The 17,664-nt window shown below is 65.2% G+C and carries 18 protein-coding genes; 7 read left to right on the top strand and 11 right to left on the bottom strand.

All coding sequences use genetic code 11. The features are described 5' to 3' along the window. Positions 1 to 200: 200 nt before the first annotated feature. On the top strand, positions 201 to 2,267 hold the full coding sequence (locus AC0Z2B_RS20810) for a hypothetical protein (protein ID WP_476299097.1): 2,067 nt from the start codon (positions 201 to 203) through the stop codon (positions 2,265 to 2,267). A gap of 12 nt (positions 2,268 to 2,279) precedes the next feature. On the opposite strand, the gene AC0Z2B_RS20805 is transcribed toward AC0Z2B_RS20810, so the two are convergent. Next, positions 2,280 to 2,918, bottom strand: a complete 639-nt coding sequence (locus AC0Z2B_RS20805) for a DUF1345 domain-containing protein (RefSeq protein WP_476299208.1) — start codon at positions 2,916 to 2,918, stop codon at positions 2,280 to 2,282. 272 nt (positions 2,919 to 3,190) lie between these two features. Here AC0Z2B_RS20805 and AC0Z2B_RS20800 point away from each other — a divergent pair, with 272 nt between their 5' ends. From AC0Z2B_RS20800 to AC0Z2B_RS20790, 3 genes are all read left to right on the top strand, one after another. Next, on the top strand, positions 3,191 to 3,361 hold the full coding sequence (locus tag AC0Z2B_RS20800; RefSeq protein WP_476299096.1) for a hypothetical protein: 171 nt from the start codon (positions 3,191 to 3,193) through the stop codon (positions 3,359 to 3,361). 84 nt (positions 3,362 to 3,445) lie between these two features. Beyond that, entirely contained in the window at positions 3,446 to 4,585 is a 1,140-nt protein-coding gene (locus tag AC0Z2B_RS20795; protein ID WP_476299094.1) for a hypothetical protein, read from the top strand. Between the two features lie 67 nt (positions 4,586 to 4,652). Then, positions 4,653 to 5,903, top strand: coding sequence for an MFS transporter (locus AC0Z2B_RS20790; protein ID WP_476299092.1), 1,251 nt, complete (start codon positions 4,653 to 4,655; stop codon positions 5,901 to 5,903). A 186-nt stretch (positions 5,904 to 6,089) separates the two neighbouring features. On the opposite strand, the gene AC0Z2B_RS20785 is transcribed toward AC0Z2B_RS20790, so the two are convergent. Next, positions 6,090 to 6,884, bottom strand: a complete 795-nt coding sequence (locus tag AC0Z2B_RS20785) for an SDR family NAD(P)-dependent oxidoreductase (RefSeq protein ID WP_473002536.1) — start codon at positions 6,882 to 6,884, stop codon at positions 6,090 to 6,092. A gap of 119 nt (positions 6,885 to 7,003) precedes the next feature. On the opposite strand from AC0Z2B_RS20785, the gene AC0Z2B_RS20780 reads away from it, so the two are divergent. Beyond that, positions 7,004 to 7,531 (top strand): tetratricopeptide repeat protein, encoded by a 528-nt coding sequence (locus tag AC0Z2B_RS20780; RefSeq protein ID WP_476299091.1) that lies wholly within the window; start codon positions 7,004 to 7,006, stop codon positions 7,529 to 7,531. A gap of 52 nt (positions 7,532 to 7,583) precedes the next feature. On the opposite strand, the gene AC0Z2B_RS20775 is transcribed toward AC0Z2B_RS20780, so the two are convergent. The 3 genes from AC0Z2B_RS20775 to AC0Z2B_RS20765 all read right to left on the bottom strand — a co-directional run bounded on the left by AC0Z2B_RS20775 (position 7,584) and on the right by AC0Z2B_RS20765 (position 9,045). Continuing rightward, positions 7,584 to 8,045, bottom strand: a complete 462-nt coding sequence (locus tag AC0Z2B_RS20775; protein ID WP_476299089.1) for an RES family NAD+ phosphorylase — start codon at positions 8,043 to 8,045, stop codon at positions 7,584 to 7,586. Beyond that, complete coding sequence (gene parS, locus AC0Z2B_RS20770; RefSeq protein ID WP_476299088.1) at positions 8,045 to 8,521, bottom strand: type II RES/Xre toxin-antitoxin system antitoxin; 477 nt, start codon at positions 8,519 to 8,521, stop codon at positions 8,045 to 8,047. Before parS ends, AC0Z2B_RS20775 begins: the two co-directional genes overlap by 1 nt. A gap of 101 nt (positions 8,522 to 8,622) precedes the next feature. Beyond that, entirely contained in the window at positions 8,623 to 9,045 is a 423-nt protein-coding gene (locus AC0Z2B_RS20765) for a GNAT family acetyltransferase (RefSeq protein WP_476299086.1), read from the bottom strand. Between the two features lie 84 nt (positions 9,046 to 9,129). Between AC0Z2B_RS20765 and AC0Z2B_RS20760 the strand changes: the two genes are divergently transcribed. Beyond that, entirely contained in the window at positions 9,130 to 9,648 is a 519-nt protein-coding gene (locus AC0Z2B_RS20760) for a DUF3833 domain-containing protein (RefSeq protein ID WP_476299084.1), read from the top strand. Here the strand turns inward: AC0Z2B_RS20760 and AC0Z2B_RS20755 are convergent. After that, a complete protein-coding gene (locus AC0Z2B_RS20755; RefSeq protein WP_476299082.1) occupies positions 9,645 to 10,004 on the bottom strand; it encodes an NUDIX hydrolase in 360 nt (119 codons plus the stop codon). The two genes, AC0Z2B_RS20760 and AC0Z2B_RS20755, sit on opposite strands and share 4 nt — an antisense overlap. Before the next feature lie 366 nt (positions 10,005 to 10,370). Between AC0Z2B_RS20755 and AC0Z2B_RS20750 the strand changes: the two genes are divergently transcribed. After that, the gene (locus tag AC0Z2B_RS20750) at positions 10,371 to 10,511 is read left to right on the top strand and encodes a hypothetical protein (protein ID WP_476299080.1); all 141 of its coding nucleotides are present in this window, start codon (positions 10,371 to 10,373) and stop codon (positions 10,509 to 10,511) included. A gap of 4 nt (positions 10,512 to 10,515) precedes the next feature. Here the strand turns inward: AC0Z2B_RS20750 and AC0Z2B_RS20745 are convergent, their stop codons facing one another. From AC0Z2B_RS20745 to acnD, 5 genes are all read right to left on the bottom strand, one after another. Then, positions 10,516 to 11,667 carry an epoxide hydrolase family protein gene (locus tag AC0Z2B_RS20745; protein ID WP_476299078.1) on the bottom strand — a complete coding sequence of 384 codons (1,152 nt, stop codon included), beginning with the start codon at positions 11,665 to 11,667 and terminating at the stop codon, positions 10,516 to 10,518. Between the two features lie 110 nt (positions 11,668 to 11,777). Beyond that, entirely contained in the window at positions 11,778 to 12,917 is a 1,140-nt protein-coding gene (locus AC0Z2B_RS20740; protein WP_476299076.1) for a porin, read from the bottom strand. A 327-nt stretch (positions 12,918 to 13,244) separates the two neighbouring features. After that, entirely contained in the window at positions 13,245 to 13,571 is a 327-nt protein-coding gene (locus tag AC0Z2B_RS20735; protein WP_476299074.1) for a hypothetical protein, read from the bottom strand. 203 nt (positions 13,572 to 13,774) lie between these two features. After that, the gene (prpF, locus tag AC0Z2B_RS20730) at positions 13,775 to 14,956 is read right to left on the bottom strand and encodes a 2-methylaconitate cis-trans isomerase PrpF (protein ID WP_476299072.1); all 1,182 of its coding nucleotides are present in this window, start codon (positions 14,954 to 14,956) and stop codon (positions 13,775 to 13,777) included. 11 nt (positions 14,957 to 14,967) lie between these two features. Beyond that, positions 14,968 to 17,562, bottom strand: coding sequence for a Fe/S-dependent 2-methylisocitrate dehydratase AcnD (gene acnD / locus AC0Z2B_RS20725; protein WP_476299070.1), 2,595 nt, complete (start codon positions 17,560 to 17,562; stop codon positions 14,968 to 14,970). Positions 17,563 to 17,664: the final 102 nt, after the last annotated feature.

The following is a 17,664-nucleotide window of genomic DNA, read 5'->3' as shown; positions in this document are numbered from 1 at the left end:
ATTTCCGTGGGGTGCCTACTGATAGAAATGACAGGTAGGCGCCTTGGCCCGACCAGCGGTCCATTGGCCCACGCCCGGCAGCAAACCCCATTCATCCGAACTGTTAGTTCTGACAGTAGCGGGCCATATGGCCCAGCACGCCTAATTGGTAATACAAGCACTGGCGGCTTGCCTAGTGCCTAATTCCACGAGGTATTGTCATGACCAACACCCCACCTCCCGGCGCCAGCACGCCAACACGTCGGCCAGACGTATTTTCCCCTCCCAGGGCCCAGGCGGTGCTGCTAGACCTGCCCGGGGCGCTGGAACATAACCTGCTGCCCATCAGCGCCCTGACCTCCCCCCTGGTCGTGGAGTTCGACCAATGGGCGCTTGCGCCCGTGAACCCGAATGATCTTTCTGCCGAGGTGTTCTACTACTGGAATGACGCCGAATTGGGCAGCAAGACATTCAGCTACCCCTTCGACCCCACCCAATTGTTTTTCGAGGTGCCCGTCGCCCACCTGCAAGAAGGCGTTCACAGGCTTAAGTACCGGATATCCTCCTTCTTATACGACGATGATTCCAAGATCACTGAGGTGACCATCGACCGTAGCGCGCCCTACCGCAATTCCTCCCCGGTGGAGCCCCGGCTGCCCGCTGACGTCGGCGCCGGAGGCATTGACGACGCTTATCTGGCCAGCCACGGCGACCAGGTACTGATCACGATCGATGCCTATCTCGATTGCAAGCCCTATGACGTGATCGAACTGTACTGGCGCAACCTTTCCCCGGTGCCAGGGGATGAGTTGGTCGCGGCCAGGCTGGTGGTACCAGCGGGCGCTGGCATTGGGCCTTTCGATGTAGTGGTGCCGGGTGATGTGATTCGCGCGCGTCGCAACGGCAGCAAAATCCTGAAGTATTACATCAAGGACCGGGCGGGCAACGCCAGCGCCGACTCACGCGAAACGTTGGTGAGCGTGAACGTAACCGTCCCGCCCAGCCTGGCACGCCCGAAAGTACCTGCCTTGGATGATGGCCTGATCACCCGTGCCGATGTCATCGCCAACCCTGGCGTGGAAGTGCTGATTGACCAGTATGATTACCAGGCCGGTGATTCCATCAGTGTCGATTGGGGCGGGCAGGTCATGGTGGAGGTCCCCGTGGAGCCTAACCCTTCGTTTCCCCTGCGGCGGCAAATTCCCTGGGATGTGCTGGCGGTGGGTAATCATTTCGAAGTGCCTCACGAGGTCGACGTAACCTATACCGTGGTGCGTGGCGCGCAGCGCTGGCCGTCAGTGGAACTTGAGGTGGCGGTTGACTTCAGCGTGGCCGGGCCGCCCAACCCGGCCATCGACCCCGTCAATTCGCGTCTGCCGCTGGTGACGGTGAAAGGTGCTACCGGCGACAACGTCATCACCCTTGCCGACGCCAACCAACCGGTGCGCGTAGAAGTGCTGCTGTACGCAGACCCGCAGCTCGACGAGAGGCTTGATCTGTTCTGGGGCGGGCTGGTGGGGGACGCACCGGTGGCGACCTACACGGTGCAAGCCGGCGACACGGCGGGCAAACTGATTGTCTTCGCGGTGCTTTGGGAGGACGTACAGGTGGGGGGCGGCAGTCTGGAGGTGCCGGTGCGTTACACCACCTTCAACGGCATCAACGGCCAGCAGTGCCGGGACACCTTGTGCCGCGTGGAGGTTGCCGTAGAGGACCGTACCTTGCCGGTGCCGTTCTACCCGGACCCCAACCCTGCCACGTTCGCTGCCGACCCTGAGGAGACCTGGAACCCGATCATCGCCAATTACAATTGCGCGGCCCACCCATGGCGCGGCGTGGTCATCAAGATTCCGGCCAGTGACCGTTTCGTCGCTAACAGTCGGATTGTGCTGGAATGGAAGGGCTATTCCACCTCAAACCTGGTCGACAGCTCGTTCCTGCCTGGAACCCTGTATCAGGAGGAGCGCGATATCACCGCAGCAACGGAAAAACAGGAAGTTTCCTTCACGATTGCGCCAGCAGATTTTCGTCGTTGCATCCTGCCTACCAGCTACCGGGGGCAGGGCGAGGGCCAGCGCACCCCGGGCTCCGGCTACGCTTTCTACACGCTGTACTCACCGGGCCTGCCCGCCGTGCACAACGAGCATAAGCAATCTTATTGCCGCATTGACCTGATTCGGGCGGGCGCCCATTGCCCTTGCAGTTGGGACGGCTACCCGACCGAAGAGGAGGATTGGTGCCTGGGCTGTGACCCTATCACCGACGACACGTGTGCACCGCAACCTTGAGCGGCGCGGGTTTCAGTTGAGCAACCCTGCGGCGATGTTGATGGAAAACCCCAGTATCGCCGTATTGAACAGAAACCCGATCAACGAGTGCCCCAGCACCACCCGCCGCAACGCGCGGGTGGCTACCCCCACGTCGGAGGTCTGCACGGCCACGCTGATGGTGAAGGAGAAGTACAGAAAGTCCCAATAGTCGGGGTCGGTCTCGCCATCGGCAAACCGCAGGGGTGCCTCCTGGGCCTTGGTGAGGTAGAACAGCCGCGCATAGTGCAGGGCGAAAATGATGCCGGTCATCAGCCAGGAGCCGATCACCGTCAGCGCCGTAAGCGCGTAGTGCAGGCCGCGCACGCCGGTGCTCAGTTGCTTGCCACCGGCCAGCAGGAACCCAATGGCGGCCAGGCTGGCGATGGCGGCGATGCACACGGTCACCAGCACCAGGCCGGCGTTTTCGTCTTCCTGCTGGGCGGTTTGCTGGACCTTCTGCGCGTCGGCGTGGGTGGCCAGCCAGGTCATCAGCAGCAGGTAGCACCACACGCCGCAGTTCCAGCCGATGATCACCCGCATGACCGGGTCGGCGGGGGCCAGCAGCCCGGCGGCAATGCCCAGGGCGGCGGAGGATGACAGGCGAGGGTGGGTGCGGGGCAGGCTGGGCAGGGCCATGGCAATCCTTTGAATGAGTGGTACATGGACTGTAGCCGCTGCCGCCAGGCTGCGCTGGCCCCGGGGCACGCTGAAGATTTTCAGGGTAATCAAGGGCCAGAGCAGCCTGCGGCAGCGGCTACAAGGTGTGGAGGCAGTAAGGAGTTGGGCAAAACGCGGCTCGCCATACACTTTTTTTCAGGTCTTGTCACCTGTCAGAACTACCAGTAGTCAAGAATTCATTTAACCGGTTCAATGTAGGACCAGTCCTACAAGGAAAGTGCGCGATGACCACAGACTCTCCCAACGAGCCCGTGCTACTGCAGGGCATGATGAGCCAGGCGCGCCTGATGCGGCATGCCCGGGTGCAACGGCGGCCCAGCAACGATGCGGTGTTTGACCGCCATCCCGGTCCGCAGTGCCCGGGCGGCGAACCAAAACCTGGGCTGCCACGCTGAGGCATTGCGCTTTCTACCAGTAACGCGCACCGGCGTTCCGGCGTTCAATGGCGGCCAACGACCGCTACCCGGAACACTTTCAACATGGACATCATCACTTTCATCCTCGTGGGCCTGTTCACTGGCGCCATGGGCGGCTGGGCCGCCTTTACCTTCGGCACCAAGACCGGCAAGGTGATCGCCGGCTCCGCCAGCCTGGGCGCGGTGGCCCTGGAGACGGATTCGGCCTTGCAGGGTTTCATGGGCTATGGGCACGAATCGGGCGAGCTGGTGTTCACCCTTGGCGGCGCCTACGTGGTGGGTTTTTTCGCCACCATCGCGCTGTTGACCCAACTACTGCTCAAGCAGGACTCCCGGTACCGCATCACCCTGATCGACGTGGTGTTTGGCAACAACAAGGCGCTGGACGCCTACCACGACGCCAAGCGTCACGAACTGGAGACGCTGCTCAAGCGTGAACTCAATATCGAGGCGCTGAGCGCCGAGCGGGCGCTGCTCGACCAGCGCCAGGCGCAATTGGACGTGCAACGGCGGTTGCTGGCCGTCGAGCTTGAAGAGGCGCAAGCGCTGCTGCAGGCCCGCGATGGCGTGGCAAAGGGGCGCCTGGCCATGCCCTTGCCGTTGCAGTACAAGCAGCTGATCTACCCCGATTTCTTCGAACTGTTGCCCCGGCAGGTGTTCAAGGTGTGCCGCTTCCACCATGCCTTGCTCGCGCAGACCGACCGTTTCCTGGCCGGTGGCACCGGTGGCTTTGACACCTACCTGCTGGCTGTCGCCGGGCACCTGGCCACCCACCTGTTCGGCCAGACCGCGCAGGTGGGCATGGAGGAGGTGCGCGTACACTTTCGCCAGCTGGACCCTGCCGACAAGGTCTACAAGCCCTACGTGGTGCAGGGCGGTACCGAACTGGAAGTGAGCGGCGTGCACATTGACGACGGCCTGATCAGGGCGTCGCGCGAATCACGGCGCAGCCTGGTGTATTCGGCCAACAAACGACTGGCCATCAGCAGCGGCGCCAACTTTCTGTGGCAGGACTACCTGGTGCATGTGTTCGAGGCCATCAAGGTGGCGGGGTTGCCGCGCTACAGCCTGGGCATTTCCATTCGCCATCGGGCGGCACATTCCAGCGTGTTGTACCTGTTCAGCTTCATCCAGCTGGAGCAGGTGATCCAGCATGAGATGGTGCGGGCACACAGGCATTCCTTAGTGGAATCGGCTGCATAAAAAACATGAATTTTATTTATGAGTTGTCGGGGGTTATTTTTATCTGCACCTGAAAGGAGATAACACCATGGACACCCCCACCCACGAACAGCACTGGCAGCGCAACCTCGCCGTGTGCGTCTTCGGCGCCTTCACCACCATCGTCGCCATGACCCTGCTGTTGCCGTTCCTGCCCATCTACGTAGAGCACCTGGGCGTCAGCGACCCGGCCGCCGTGGTGCAGTGGTCGGGCATTGCCTTCGGCGCCACTTTCCTCTCGGCCGCGCTCACCGCCCCGTTATGGGGCCGCCTGGGCGACCGCTACGGGCGCAAGCTGATGCTGATTCGCGCCAGCCTGGGCATGGCCATCGCCATGTCGCTGATCGGCCTGGCGGAGAATATCTGGCAATTGGTGCTGCTGCGCTTGCTGGCGGGGTTGTTGGGCGGCTACGCCTCGGGCGCGACCATCCTGGTGGCCACGCAAACCCCCAAGGCGCGCTCGGGCTGGGCGTTGGGCATCCTGTCGTCGGGCATCATGGCCGGCAGCCTGGCGGGGCCGTTGATTGGTGGGTTATTGCCGCCGTTGGTGGGCATCCGCAACACCTTCTTCCTTGCCGGCGCGGTGATTTTCGTGACCTTCCTGGGCACTGCCTTCCTGCTCAAGGAAGCGCCACGGCCCAAGCGGGCGCCGGTGGCCAAGGGCGCGCCGAAGGCCACGGCCGGGGTGAACATGAAGCCGGTGTGGGCGATGTTCGTGGTGGCGTGCCTGGTGATGTTCTCGAACATGTCCATCGAACCGATCATCACCGTGTACCTGATGCAATTGGGCGCGGCCAACGTGACGCTGGTGGCCGGGGTGGTGATGTCGGCGGCGGCGCTGGGCAGCATTCTCTCGGCGTCGCGCCTGGGCAAGCTGGCGGACCGGGTAGGGCACTGGAAGGTGGTGATCGGCTGCCTGGTGGCGGCTGCGGTGTTGCTGGTTCCCCAGGCGCTGGTCACCGAGCCGTGGCAGCTGGTGGTGTTGCGCTTGTTGATGGGCCTGGCGTTGGGCGGCTTGTTGCCGTGCATTGCCGCCATCATCCGCCACTCGGTGCCTGAAGGTATTGCGGGGCGCATGCTCGGCTATTCCACCTCCAGCCAGTACGTGGGGCAGGTGTTGGGGCCGTTGGCCGGTGGCTACCTGGGTGGCCACGTGGGCATGCGCGTGGTGTTCGTGGTGACCTGCGTGCTGATGGCGGTGGGGGCGGTGGTGACCGCCCTGGCACGCCCGCGGCCGCAGGCCTCAGAAGGACATGGCGACGGCGAAGAACACCCCGCAGGCCACTACCACGTAAAGTGAAAACCTGACCAGCTCCTTGACTCCGAACTCTTCCATTGTCTCGACTCCTGCATCGCTGTTCTGATGGCTGAACTATGCGCTGCAGGGGTCGAAGGACACCAGATTCAGAAACACGAGAAAAAACCGGATCAGATGGCGCGGCCCGGACGCGGCCTTACGGCCGCTGCTACGGATATTGCTGCGCCATCAGGCAATGGTATCCACCACCCCGCCATCCACGCGCAGCGCAGCCCCGGTAGTGGCCGAGGCCTGGGGCGAGGCGATGTACACCGCCATGTTCGCCACCTCTTCCATGCTCGCTGCGCGCTGGATGATCGAGGTGGGGCGGTTTTTCATCACGAACGCCGCGGCCGTTTCTTCCAGCGAAGCGCCGCTGGCCGCCTGGTCGTCCTTGAGCATCTCCTGCAGGCCTTCGGACAGGGTAGGGCCCGGCAGAATGGCGTTCACCGTCACCCCGGTGCCGGCCATGCGCTTGGCCAGCCCGCGGGAGATGGACAGGTTGGAGGTCTTGGTGAAGCCGTAGTGGATCATGTCCGCCGGGATATTCAGCCCCGACTCGGACGAGATGAAGATGATCCGCCCCCAGCCGCGCTCGGCCATCTTCGGCGCGTAGGCCCGCGACAGGCGCACGCCGGACATCACGTTGACCTGGAAGAAACGTTCCCATTCCTCGTCGGGGGTGTCGAAGAAGTCCTGCAGGGCGAACACGCCCAGGTTGTTCACCAGGATGTCGACCTGGGGCACGCTGGCCACCGCCTGCCTGCAGCCTTCAGCCGTGGCCAGGTCGCCGGCTAGGCCCTGCACCTTGGCGCCGCTCACGGCCTGCTGCAGCTTGGCCACTGCAGCGTCCACGACGTCGGCCTTGCGACCGTTGATGATTACGTGGGCGCCGGCCTGGGCCAGGCCCTTGGCGATGGCGAAGCCGATACCCTGGGTGGAGCCGGTGACGAGCGCGGTCTTGCCGTTCAAATCGATATGCATGGCGGGTCTCCCGTTGGATGAGTCAGACAGCATAGGTGCAAGTATCGAGACCGGCTGTGCCGGCTGGCGTTCCGCCTATACTGCAATTCCCTTCCCGTGTTCCTCTCAGGAGTCACGCCATGAACCTGCGCACCTGCCTGTTGCCCATTGCCCTGCTCAGCGCCGCCCTGGCCAGTGCCCCGCTGTGGGCCAGTGGCGGCGACGACTCGCCGCCCAAGCCCAACTGCCCCAAGGGCAAGGTCTGGGACAGCAAAAGCAAAAGCTGCGTGATGCAACAGAGCAGCGCCGCCAGCGATGCAGACCGCACCGACTACGCCTACCGCCTGGCCAAGGACGGGCGTTACGAAGAGGCCATCGCCTTGCTCGACACGCTCAAGCAGCCCAACACCGCCAAGGCGCTCAACTACCGCGGCTACGCCACGCGCAAGCTGGGGCGCACCGACGAGGGCATCGGTTACTACCTGCAGTCGGTGCAGCTCGACCCGCGCTATGCCCAGGTGCGTGAGTACCTGGGCGAGGCGTACGTGATCAAGGGGCGGCTTGACCTGGCCAAGGAGCAGTTGGCGACCATCAAGTCCATTTGCAGCACCACCTGCGAGGAGTACCAGGATTTGGCGGAGGCGATCGAGGGGGCTTCGAAGACCTGATGGCGCGATACCGCGGTGTCGGCGGACGCGGCCTGGGGCCGCTGCTACGGGGCTAGCGCTCGAACATCCGTGGGTCGTACATGAAGTCATAGACCTGCACGACCTGCACCTGGCTGATGGCGGGGTGCCTGGGGTTGAGCAGCACATTGCGTTCCAGTGCCAGTACGGCCGAGGGCACGATCAGCCCCAGGTACTTGCCCTCGCGCAGCCAGGCGCTGCCGAACGCCATGCTCGGCCGGTCGGCGGGCAGGGTATTCCAGCCAGCGGGCAGCTCATGGCCGCCAGGCTCGAGGTATAGGGCGGGGTCATCCGGCAGTTCGAAGCAGGTAATCTTCATGGCCATGACCGGCTCGCCGTTGGCGTGCACGAAGGTTTCCAGGCAACAAATGCCAGGTGTCAGGCCCATGTACTCGGCGGGCAGGTCCTGGTCGTTCCAGCGGCCGCCAGCGATGGCAGCACCTTGGCCGGACAGATCAGTTGCACGACGGGCCTTGGCGATGCGCCAACCGCGCATCAGGCCACGCCCCCCCATTCCAGTGCATGCAGCACGCGCAGCACCTGGCGGGCACCGATTTCGGTTTCGCACAGCATGATCGGGGCCTCGTTGCCGAGGGCCTTGTTGGCAGTGGCCATCCATTGCGCCGCTGCTGGCTTGGCTTCGAACACTTCCTGGGCCAGTTGCGATACCGCGGCAATGCGGTCCAGCCGCTCGGAAGCCACCGGGTCCAGCGGTTTGTGTTCTCGACGGCGACGTTCCAGCGTGGAGATCGAAGCGTTCATGAGCGTTTCCAACTGCCGCTCCGCAAGGTCGAAGGTCACGCGGATGGCCATGGACAAGTCGGCGGCGAAGCCTTCCTTGATCTGTACCAGGCGTTGGGCGTCCAGCAGCGAAGCGCGGGCGTTACTGAATGCCCAGAATTGCTCGGTGACCTGCTCTCGCGGGCTACCCTTGCTACGTGGCGTGTGGCGCGAGGGAAGGGCAGGATTCATTTTGCATCCCTCATTTGAAGAAAATATTCGGTCAGGTGAAGTCTATGCGCTTTCAGTCATGGTTGCCACCGTGGTGTGCCGGACGCGGCCGGCGGCCGCTGCTACGGGGTGTAGAGGATTTTGCCCATGCTGATGCGGGGTTCAACGGCGTAGCCTAGACGCTCATAGAAGCCCGCCACCGCGTCGTTGCCGGCGGTGATCTGCAGGTTGATCTTCAGGCAGCCCAACGCGGCCAGGGCGGTTTCGGCATGGCGCACCAGGGCGGCGCCGATGCCGTGCTGCTGCCAGGCCGGGTGCACCGCCACCGAATATAGCCAGCCGCGGTGGCCGTCGTAGCCGGCCATGGTGGTGCCCACCACCTGGCCATCCTGCAGCGCCACGAACAGCAGGTCATCCACCGCCAGCTTGCGTTCCAGCGCAAGCTCAGGGCGGTTGTGGGCCGTGGGGTAGGCGAACACGTCGCGCCACAGGGCAATCACGGCGTCGCGGTGCAGGTTGTCGTCGTAGGTGATGATCTGGGCCATGGCCGGTCCTTGGAGTGGGCGAAAGCATGGATTCTAATGCCCCGCCAGCTACGCTCAAGGGAAATCTCGCCGAGCGCCGCCGCCATGAAAACCCTGATGTTGCTGTGCTGCCTGGCACTGGCCAGTTGCAGCGGCGTGGACGTACACACCTACCGTGACCAGCAGCCGACGCTGGACCTTGCGACCTTTTTCGCTGGCCGCACCGAGGCCTGGGGCATTTTCCAGAAGCGCTCCGGCGAGGTGGCGAAGCGCATGCACGTGGTGGTCGACGGCCGCCTGCAGGGTGACGCGCTGATACTGCATGAGGCGTTCACCTACAGCGACGGCACCCAGCAGGTGCGTGAATGGACCCTGCGCCCGGACGGCCCCGGGCGCTGGCGCGGCACCGCTGGCGATGTGATCGGCGAGGCCACGGGGGAGGTCTCGGGCAACACCCTGCACTGGCAGTACGACCTCAACCTGCTGGTGGACGGCAAGACCTGGCAGGTGCATTTCGATGACTGGATGTACCTGCTGGACGCGCACACCCTGGCCAACCGTTCGACCATGAGCAAACTGGGCTTCGAGCTGGGCCAGGTGTCGTTGTTTTTCCGCAAGCCTTAAGCGGCGCGCAACGTCTTGACGATGGCCAGGGCGTTGGCGGTCAGGCGCAGTTCGCCCAGCTGCTGGCGGCTTTGCCAGCGGCATTCGGCGATTTCGTTCTGCGGCGTGGCTACGGCGCTGTCGGCGATACGCGCCTCGAACAGGTGATGCAGGGTGTCGTCGCTTTCGTAAGCGCCCAGGAACACCAGGTCCACCACCTGCAAGCCGGTTTCCTCGCGCAGCTCGCGCACGGCGGCCGCGGCGGGGCTCTCGTCTTTTTCAATCTTGCCGCCGGGCAGGTTCCAGCGGGATTTGGCCTTGCGCACGTAAAGAATCCGGTCTTCACGGCGGCAAATCAAGGTAGCGCGCTCTTTCATGGTGCAGGTTTCCGCGATACTGCAACGCGATGCGCTGGAACAGGCATCTACGCTGTCACAAAAATGTCATGTCCTTGACGCAAGCATTAACAATGCCAACCCAATGTGACATTGATTCGTTCGCCCGCCGCAGGTTCCGATGGCTGGACAACAAATATTCCATTGATTTACGGTGCGCCTGCCAGGGAAAGGAACTTGCCGGTGGGCGCCTGTCACATAAATTGCAGGCATTGCCCGGTAAAGTGTAGAAAAACAACAATAAGGAGGCTGCCCATGAGCTGCTTGATATGCGCGGGAAGCGCAGAAGATCTGCAGTGCGAAGGCGCGTGGGAAGAACGTCATTGCCCCGAATGCGGGCGTTATCGCATGTCACATGAGCTGGTGCTGACCCTGATGGAGCAGGGCCAGATTTTCGACGTGCACAAGATGCGGGCCTGGCTGCAGGACCGCCGGCACCAGTGCGAGGTGCCCAGCGTGGAGATTCACGAGGCCTTGCTGGTGCCGTAGCAGGTCAGCGCAGCGGCCGGAAGAACGCGCGGATGTCCTCAGCCAGCGCATAAGGGCACTCCATGGCGGCGAAATGCCCGCCGCGGTGCAGGTGCGTCCAGCGTTGCACGTTGTAGCAGCGCTGCACCCAGCTGCGCGGCGGCATGGGCAGTTCCGCCGGGAACTGCGCCACGCCCAGGGGTGGCAGCACGCGCTGGCCGGGGCTGAACTGCAGCGGTTTGCGCCGGCTTTCCAGGTACAGGCGGAAGGTGGCGCCGATGCCGCCGGTCAACCAGTACAGGGCGATGTTGGTCAGCAGCGCGTCCAGGCCGAACGCCCGTTCCACGTCGCCCTGGCAGTCGCTCCAGGCCTGGAATTTTTCCAGTATCCACGCCGCCAGGCCGGCGGGCGAGTCGTTGAGGCCCACCGCCAGCGTTTGCGGGCGGGTGCCCTGGATTTGCCCATAGGCGCCGTGCATCTGCGCCCAGGCGCTGGCCTGGTCGAGAAAGCGCCGCTCCTCGTCGCTGGCGGGCGGCTGGTCGGGGCCCAGGGGCGGGCGGTAGGAGCCGGGGATGAAGTTCAGGTGCAGGCCCTTGACCCGCACCGGGTAGCGGTAGGCCAGCCAGGTGGAGACGCTGGCGCCCCAGTCGCCGCCCTGGGCGCCGAAGGTGTCGTAGCCCAGGGCGGTCATCAGTTGCGCCCACAGGCCGGCGATCTCGAACGGGCCGGTGCCCTTGGCGCTGGGCGCGGGCGAGAAGCCGTAGCCGGGCAGCGAGGGCACCACTACGTGGAAGGCGTCGGCGGCGTCGCCGCCATGGCTGGCGGGGTCGGCCAGCAGCGGCAGGATGGCTTCCATTTCCACGAACGAGCCGGGCCAGCCGTGGGTCAGCACCAGCGGCAACGGCGCCGGGCCCTGGCCGCGCTGGTGCAGGAAATGAATGCGTTGCCCGGGCATGTGCGCCATGAACTGCGGCAGGCGGTTGAGCCGCGCCTCCTGGGCGCGCCAGTCGAAACCCTCGCGCCAGTAGTCCACCAGCCGGCGCAGGGTGGCGCTGTCGGTGCCTTCGCTCCAGCCATTGCCTTCCACGCCGGCGGCCCAGCGGGTGGCCCCCAGGCGCTGGTGCAAATCATCAAGTGCCGTCTGCTCGATGGCAATCCTGAAGGGCTCAATCCTCATCCGTCCTACTCCCTGAACGCGGCGGTGGCCTACGGATGATAAATGACCTGACGGTTTTGTGCAGGTTCCGTAGCAGTGGCCGCCAGGCCGCGTCCCGCCACACCACCGGCTCAGAAGTGGTAATACACCCCCACGGTCAGGTTCTGCGGGTCGTCCCCTGCCTGTTCCACCGGCGTCCCCTCGTAGGTCACCGAGGCGTTGCGCTGGTTGCTGATCATGCCCACGTGCACGTAGCTGGCGAAACGTGGGGTGAAGAAGTGGTCCCAGCCGATCATCGCGCCATAGGCATCCTTGGCGCCGAACTCCACCGTGCGCTTGACCAGTAGCAGCCGGCCCAGGTCGCGCTTGCCCAGGGGCTTGATGAACCCTGCGGTGAGCACCGTGGTGCTCGGCGTGCCGCTTTCATCCACGTCCTGGCGCTGCCAGGTGAGGCTGCTGGAGAAGGGCCCGAAGTCGTAGAACGCCGACAGGCTCTTGTAGTAGTTGGCGGTTTGTTTGAGGCTGCCGTCGTCTTCCCAGGGGTCGCTGAGGTAGCGGTTGAACGAGGCCAGCAGGATCAGGCGCTTGTCGGTGTACTGCAGCTTGGCGCCGCCGCCGCGCAGGGTGCGCCCCGCACTGGCGTGGTCGTCCAGGCCAAGGCTGGCGGCGGTGCCAATGCTCCAGCCATGGAAGGTGGGGGTGGTGTAGGCCACGGTGTGCTTGGGCCGCAGGTCCAGATAGTAGGCGCCCTTGCCGGCGGCGGGCACCGCCAGGTAGGTGTAGGGCGAGCCGTAGCTGGCCAGGAACGGGTCGGCGTAGGTGGGCGTGCCCATGCCGTAGGTCTTGCCGATTTCCAGCTTGCCGTAGGCTTTGCTGCGCAACGCCGCCACGGCCAGGCGCAGGGTGCCGATGCTGCTCCAGTCCTGGCCCACGGTGTTGCCGTTGACGTTGAAGCCTTCCTCCACGTCCATTTCCAGCACGGTATCGGTGGCCACCGGGGTGCGCGCGTACACCCCCAGCTTGTTGGTCCAGGCGCCACCGCCGCCCAGCTGGGTGCCGGTGGAGTGGCCGGAGTCGTGATAGCTGGCGAAGGCGTCCAGGGTGCCGTAGGCCTTGAGCTTGCTGTCGAACCCGCTGTCGATGGCGTAGTAGCCAAAGCCGGGGGCGATCATGGCGATACCGGGAAAACCGTCTGCCTGGGCCTGTGGCGCCAAGGCCAGGCCTTGGGCAAAGACCGCCAGGGACGCGGCGGTAGCATAACCTTTGTTCATCGACAGCTCCTTGGGAAGACCGGGGAACTGCAGGGTCGATGAAGGCGGCCCAGGGCGGGAATGGTTTATTGGTTCAGGCCATGCGCTTTGCTCAAGGGCCACGCGGCGGGCACGCAAATGCGCGGGTAGGGAGGGGCAGCCAAGGCAGCGCGGGCTGCAAGGGGCTGGCCGTCAAGCGGGCGGGCGCGCCATTTTGCACCATTGCATGCGGTGCCCTGGTGCACGCTGGCAAGTGCGGGGCAGGTCAAGGCCGGGCGTGGCGGCGGCCTTGAACGCGGGTCAAGGCCTTGCCCAATATGCAGGGTGGGAGTGTGTTTGCGACGTCGCTTACAGGCACTCGCGCACGGCTTTGTTCAGCGCGCCACGGCCCAGGGTCAGGGGCTCGCGCTGGTACCAGGAGACTTCGCTGCCGTTGGAGGTCTTGTAGATCTCCAGGATCTCGTCGGCGGCCAGCTTGCTGCTCACCACCAGGCGGTAGTGGCGGCTGTTGCCCGAGGACTCGGTGTCAGGGCGCAGCGCCTGCCATTTGGGGGCGATGCATTCACCCACTTCCTGGGGCGACTTGAGGCTGGTAAAGGTCTTGTTGGGGGAGTTGGGGGTGGCGCAGCCGGCCACGCACACAACGGCGAAGAGAGACAGTAAAGGTAGGCGCATTGAACGGTATCCTGGAACACGGACGCGGCCGCGGGGTGGCGTGCTGGCAGGCACGCAACGGTCAATTATATCGAGGAAATCCGATATGGGGAGATTTTTGCGGGTTGTTCAGGGGGGCGACAGGGGGGGACTTTGGTTGTAGGGGGAGGACGCAGCCTGCGGCAGCTGCTACGGGTGTGCGTAGCAACGGCCGCGTCCGGGAATCAGCGCGGCACGCGCACCCAGCCCTCCATCAGCACCCGGGCGCTGCGGCTCATGATGGCCTTGAGTACCTTCCATTCGCCATTGACCCGCTCGGCTTGGGCGCCTACGCGCAAGGTGCCGGAGGGGTGGCCGAAGCGCACGCTCTGGCGCTCGCCACCGCCGGCCGCCAGGTTCACCAGGGTGCCGGGGATGGCTGCCGCTGTGCCGATGGCCACGGCGGCGGTGCCCATCATGGCATGGTGCAGCTTGCCCATGGACAGCGCGCGCACCAGCAGGTCGACGTCGCCTGCACCTACCGCCTTGCCGCTGGAGGCGGTGTAGGCGGCGGGCCCGGCGACGAAGGCCACCTTGGGCGTGTGCTGGCGCGTGGCGGCCTCGTCCAGGTGCGAAATCAGGCCCATGCGCAGGGCGCCGTGGGCGCGGAGGGTCTCGAAGCGTGCCAGCGCCTTGGGGTCGCCGTTGATGGCGTCCTGCAGCTCGGTGCCGGTGTAGCCGATGTCGGCGGCGTTGAGGAAGATGGTGGGGATGCCGGCGTTGATCAGCGTCGCCTTGAAGGTGCCGATGCCGGGCACCTCCAGGTCGTCCACCAGGTGGCCGGTGGGGAACATGGCGCCTGCGCCGCCTTCTTCCTCGGCGGCCGGGTCCATGAACTCCAGCTGCACTTCGGCGGCGGGGAAGGTCACGCCGTCCAACTCGAAGTCGCCGGTTTCCTGCACCGCGCCGTCGGTGATGGGCACGTGGGCGATGATGGTCTTGGCGATGTTGGCCTGCCAGATGCGCACGGTGGCCACGCCGTTGCGCGGGATGCGCTCGGCCGGCACCAGACCGTTGCTGATGGCGAACGAACCCACGGCGGCCGAGAGGTTGCCGCAGTTGCCGGTCCAGTCGATGAACGCCGCGTCGATGGCCACCTGGCCGAACAGGTAGTCCACGTCGTGGCCGGGCCGCGTGCTCTGGCTCAGGATCACCGTCTTGCTGGTGCTGGAGGTGGCGCCGCCCATGCCGTCGATCTGCTTGCCGTACGGGTCGGGGCTGCCGATCACGCGCAGCAGCAGCGCGTCGCGGGCCGGGCCCGGTTGGCGGGCATCTGCAGGCAGGTCATCAAGCTTGAAGAACACGCCCTTGCTGGTGCCGCCACGCATGTAGGTGGCGGGAATGCGGATTTGTGCGGGGTAGCTCATGGCATCGCTCCTCAGGCCGCGGGGGCTTGTTCGAGGAAGTCCTGGGCGAAGCGTTGCAGCACGCCGCCGGCTTCGTAGATGGAGACTTCTTCGGCGGTGTCCAGGCGGCAGGTCACCGGCACCTCAAGGCGTTCGCCGTTAGCGCGGTGGATCACCAGGGTCAAGGTGGCGCGCGGGGTGCGTGCGCCGACCACGTCATAGGTCTCGCTGCCGTCGATGGCCAGGGTGTGGCGGTTGGTGCCCGGCAGGAACTCCAGCGGCAGCACGCCCATGCCCACCAAATTGGTGCGGTGGATGCGCTCGAAGCCTTCGGCGGCAATCGCTTCCACGCCGGCCAGGCGCACGCCCTTGGCGGCCCAGTCGCGTGACGAGCCCTGGCCGTAGTCGGCGCCGGCGATGATGATCAGCGGCTGCTTGCGGTTCATGTAAGTCTCGATGGCCTCCCACATGCGCATCACCTGGCCCTCGGGCTCCACGCGGGCCAGGGAGCCCTGCTTGACCTGGCCGTTTTCCTTGACCATTTCGTTGAACAGCTTGGGGTTGGCGAAGGTGGCGCGCTGGGCGGTCAGGTGGTCACCGCGGTGGGTGGCGTAGCTGTTGAAATCTTCCTCGGGCAGGCCCATTTTCGCCAGGTACTCGCCAGCGGCGCTGTCGAGCATGATGGCGTTCGAGGGCGACAGGTGGTCGGTGGTGATATTGTCCGGCAGCACCGCCAGCGGGCGCATGCCCTTGAGCGGCCGGGCGCCGGCCAGGGCGCCTTCCCAATAGGGCGGACGGCGAATGTAGGTGCTCATGGGGCGCCAGTCGTACAGCGGGCTGACCTTGGGGCCGGTGTCCTCGTGGATGGCGAACATGGGGATGTACACCTGGCGGAACTGCTCGGGCTTCACCGAGGATTTGACCAGGGCGTCTATTTCGGCGTCGCTGGGCCAGATGTCCTTGAGGCGAATTTCCGCGCCGTCAGGGCCGTGGCCCAGCACGTCCTTCTCGATGTCGAAGCGGATGGTGCCGGCGATGGCGTAGGCCACCACCAGCGGCGGCGAGGCCAGGAACGCCTGCTTGGCGTAGGGGTGGATGCGCCCGTCGAAGTTGCGGTTGCCCGAGAGCACGGCGGTGGCGTACAGGTCGCGGTCGATGATCTCCTGCTGGATGGCCGGGTCCAGGGCGCCGGACATGCCGTTGCAGGTGGTGCAGGCGAACGCCACCACGCCGAAGCCCAGCTGCTCCAGTTCCGGCAGCAGGCCGCCTTCTTCCAGGTACAGCTTGACGGTTTTCGAGCCGGGCGCCAGCGAGGTCTTCACCCACGGCTTGCGGGTCAGGCCCAGGCGGTTGGCGTTGCGCGCCAGCAGGCCTGCGGCGATCACGTTGCGCGGGTTGCTGGTGTTGGTGCAGCTGGTGATGGCGGCGATGATCACCGCGCCGTCGGGCATCTGCCCCGGCGTCTCGGTCCACGGTGCGGCGATGCCCTTGGCCGCCAGGTCGCTGGTGGCCAGGCGCGCGTGGGGGTTGCTGGGGCCGGCCATGTTGCGCACCACGCTGCTCAGGTCGAAGCTCAAGGTGCGTTCGTATTCGGCAGTGGCCAGGCTGTCGGCCCACAGGCCGGTCAGCTTGGCGTAATCCTCCACCAGCTGCACCTGCTGGTCTTCGCGGCCGGTGAGTTTCAGGTAGTCGATGGTCTGCTGGTCGATGTAGAACATCGCCGCGGTGGCCCCGTATTCGGGGGCCATGTTGGAAATGGTCGCGCGGTCGCCCAAGGTCAGCTTCGCCGCGCCCGCACCGTAAAATTCCAGCCAGGCGCCCACCACTTTCTGCTGGCGCAGGTATTGGGTCAGGGCCAGCACCATGTCGGTGGCGGTGATGCCCGGCTGCAATTGGCCAGTCAGCTCCACGCCGATGATGTCCGGCAGGCGCATCCACGAGGCGCGGCCGAGCATCACGCTCTCGGCTTCAAGGCCGCCGACGCCGATGGCGATCACGCCCAGGGCGTCGACGTGGGGGGTATGGCTGTCGGTGCCCACGCAGGTGTCGGGGAAGGCCACGCCGCCCTGCACCTGGATCACCGGCGACATTTTCTCCAGGTTGATCTGGTGCATGATGCCGTTGCCGGGCGGGATCACGTCGACGTTCTTGAAGGCTTTCTTGGTCCAGTCGATGAAGTGGAAGCGGTCTTCGTTGCGGCGGTCTTCGATGGCGCGGTTCTGCTCGAACGCCTGCGGGTCGAAGCCTGCGCGCTCCACGGCCAGGGAGTGGTCGACGATCAGTTGGGTGGGCACCACCGGGTTGACCTGCGCCGGGTCACCGCCCTGGCTGGCGATGGCGTCGCGCAGGCCGGCCAGGTCCACCAGCGCGGTCTGGCCGAGGATGTCGTGGCACACCACGCGGGCCGGGAACCAGGGGAAGTCGAGGTCGCGTTGGCGGTTGATCAGTTGGCTCAGGGAGGCACTGAGGGTGGCCGGGTCGCAGCGGCGCACCAGGTTCTCGGCCAGCACGCGGGACACGTAGGGCAGGGTGGCGTAGGCGCCGGGCTTGATCGCGTCGATGGCGGCGCGGGTGTCGAAATAGTCCAGGGCGGTGCCTGGCAGGTTCTTGCGGTATTGAGTGTTCATGGTAGTGGGCTCATTCACGGTGTCTGTCACACAATCGCGAGGGCGAGCACTCATCCGTAGGAGCCGGCCTTGGCCGCGATGGCGATATTGCGGGCCCCATCG

Source organism: Pseudomonas sp. GYB4201, from assembly GCF_056312595.1.
Note: the sequence above shows the minus strand (reverse complement) of the source record. Positions and strands in the feature narration are given on the sequence as shown.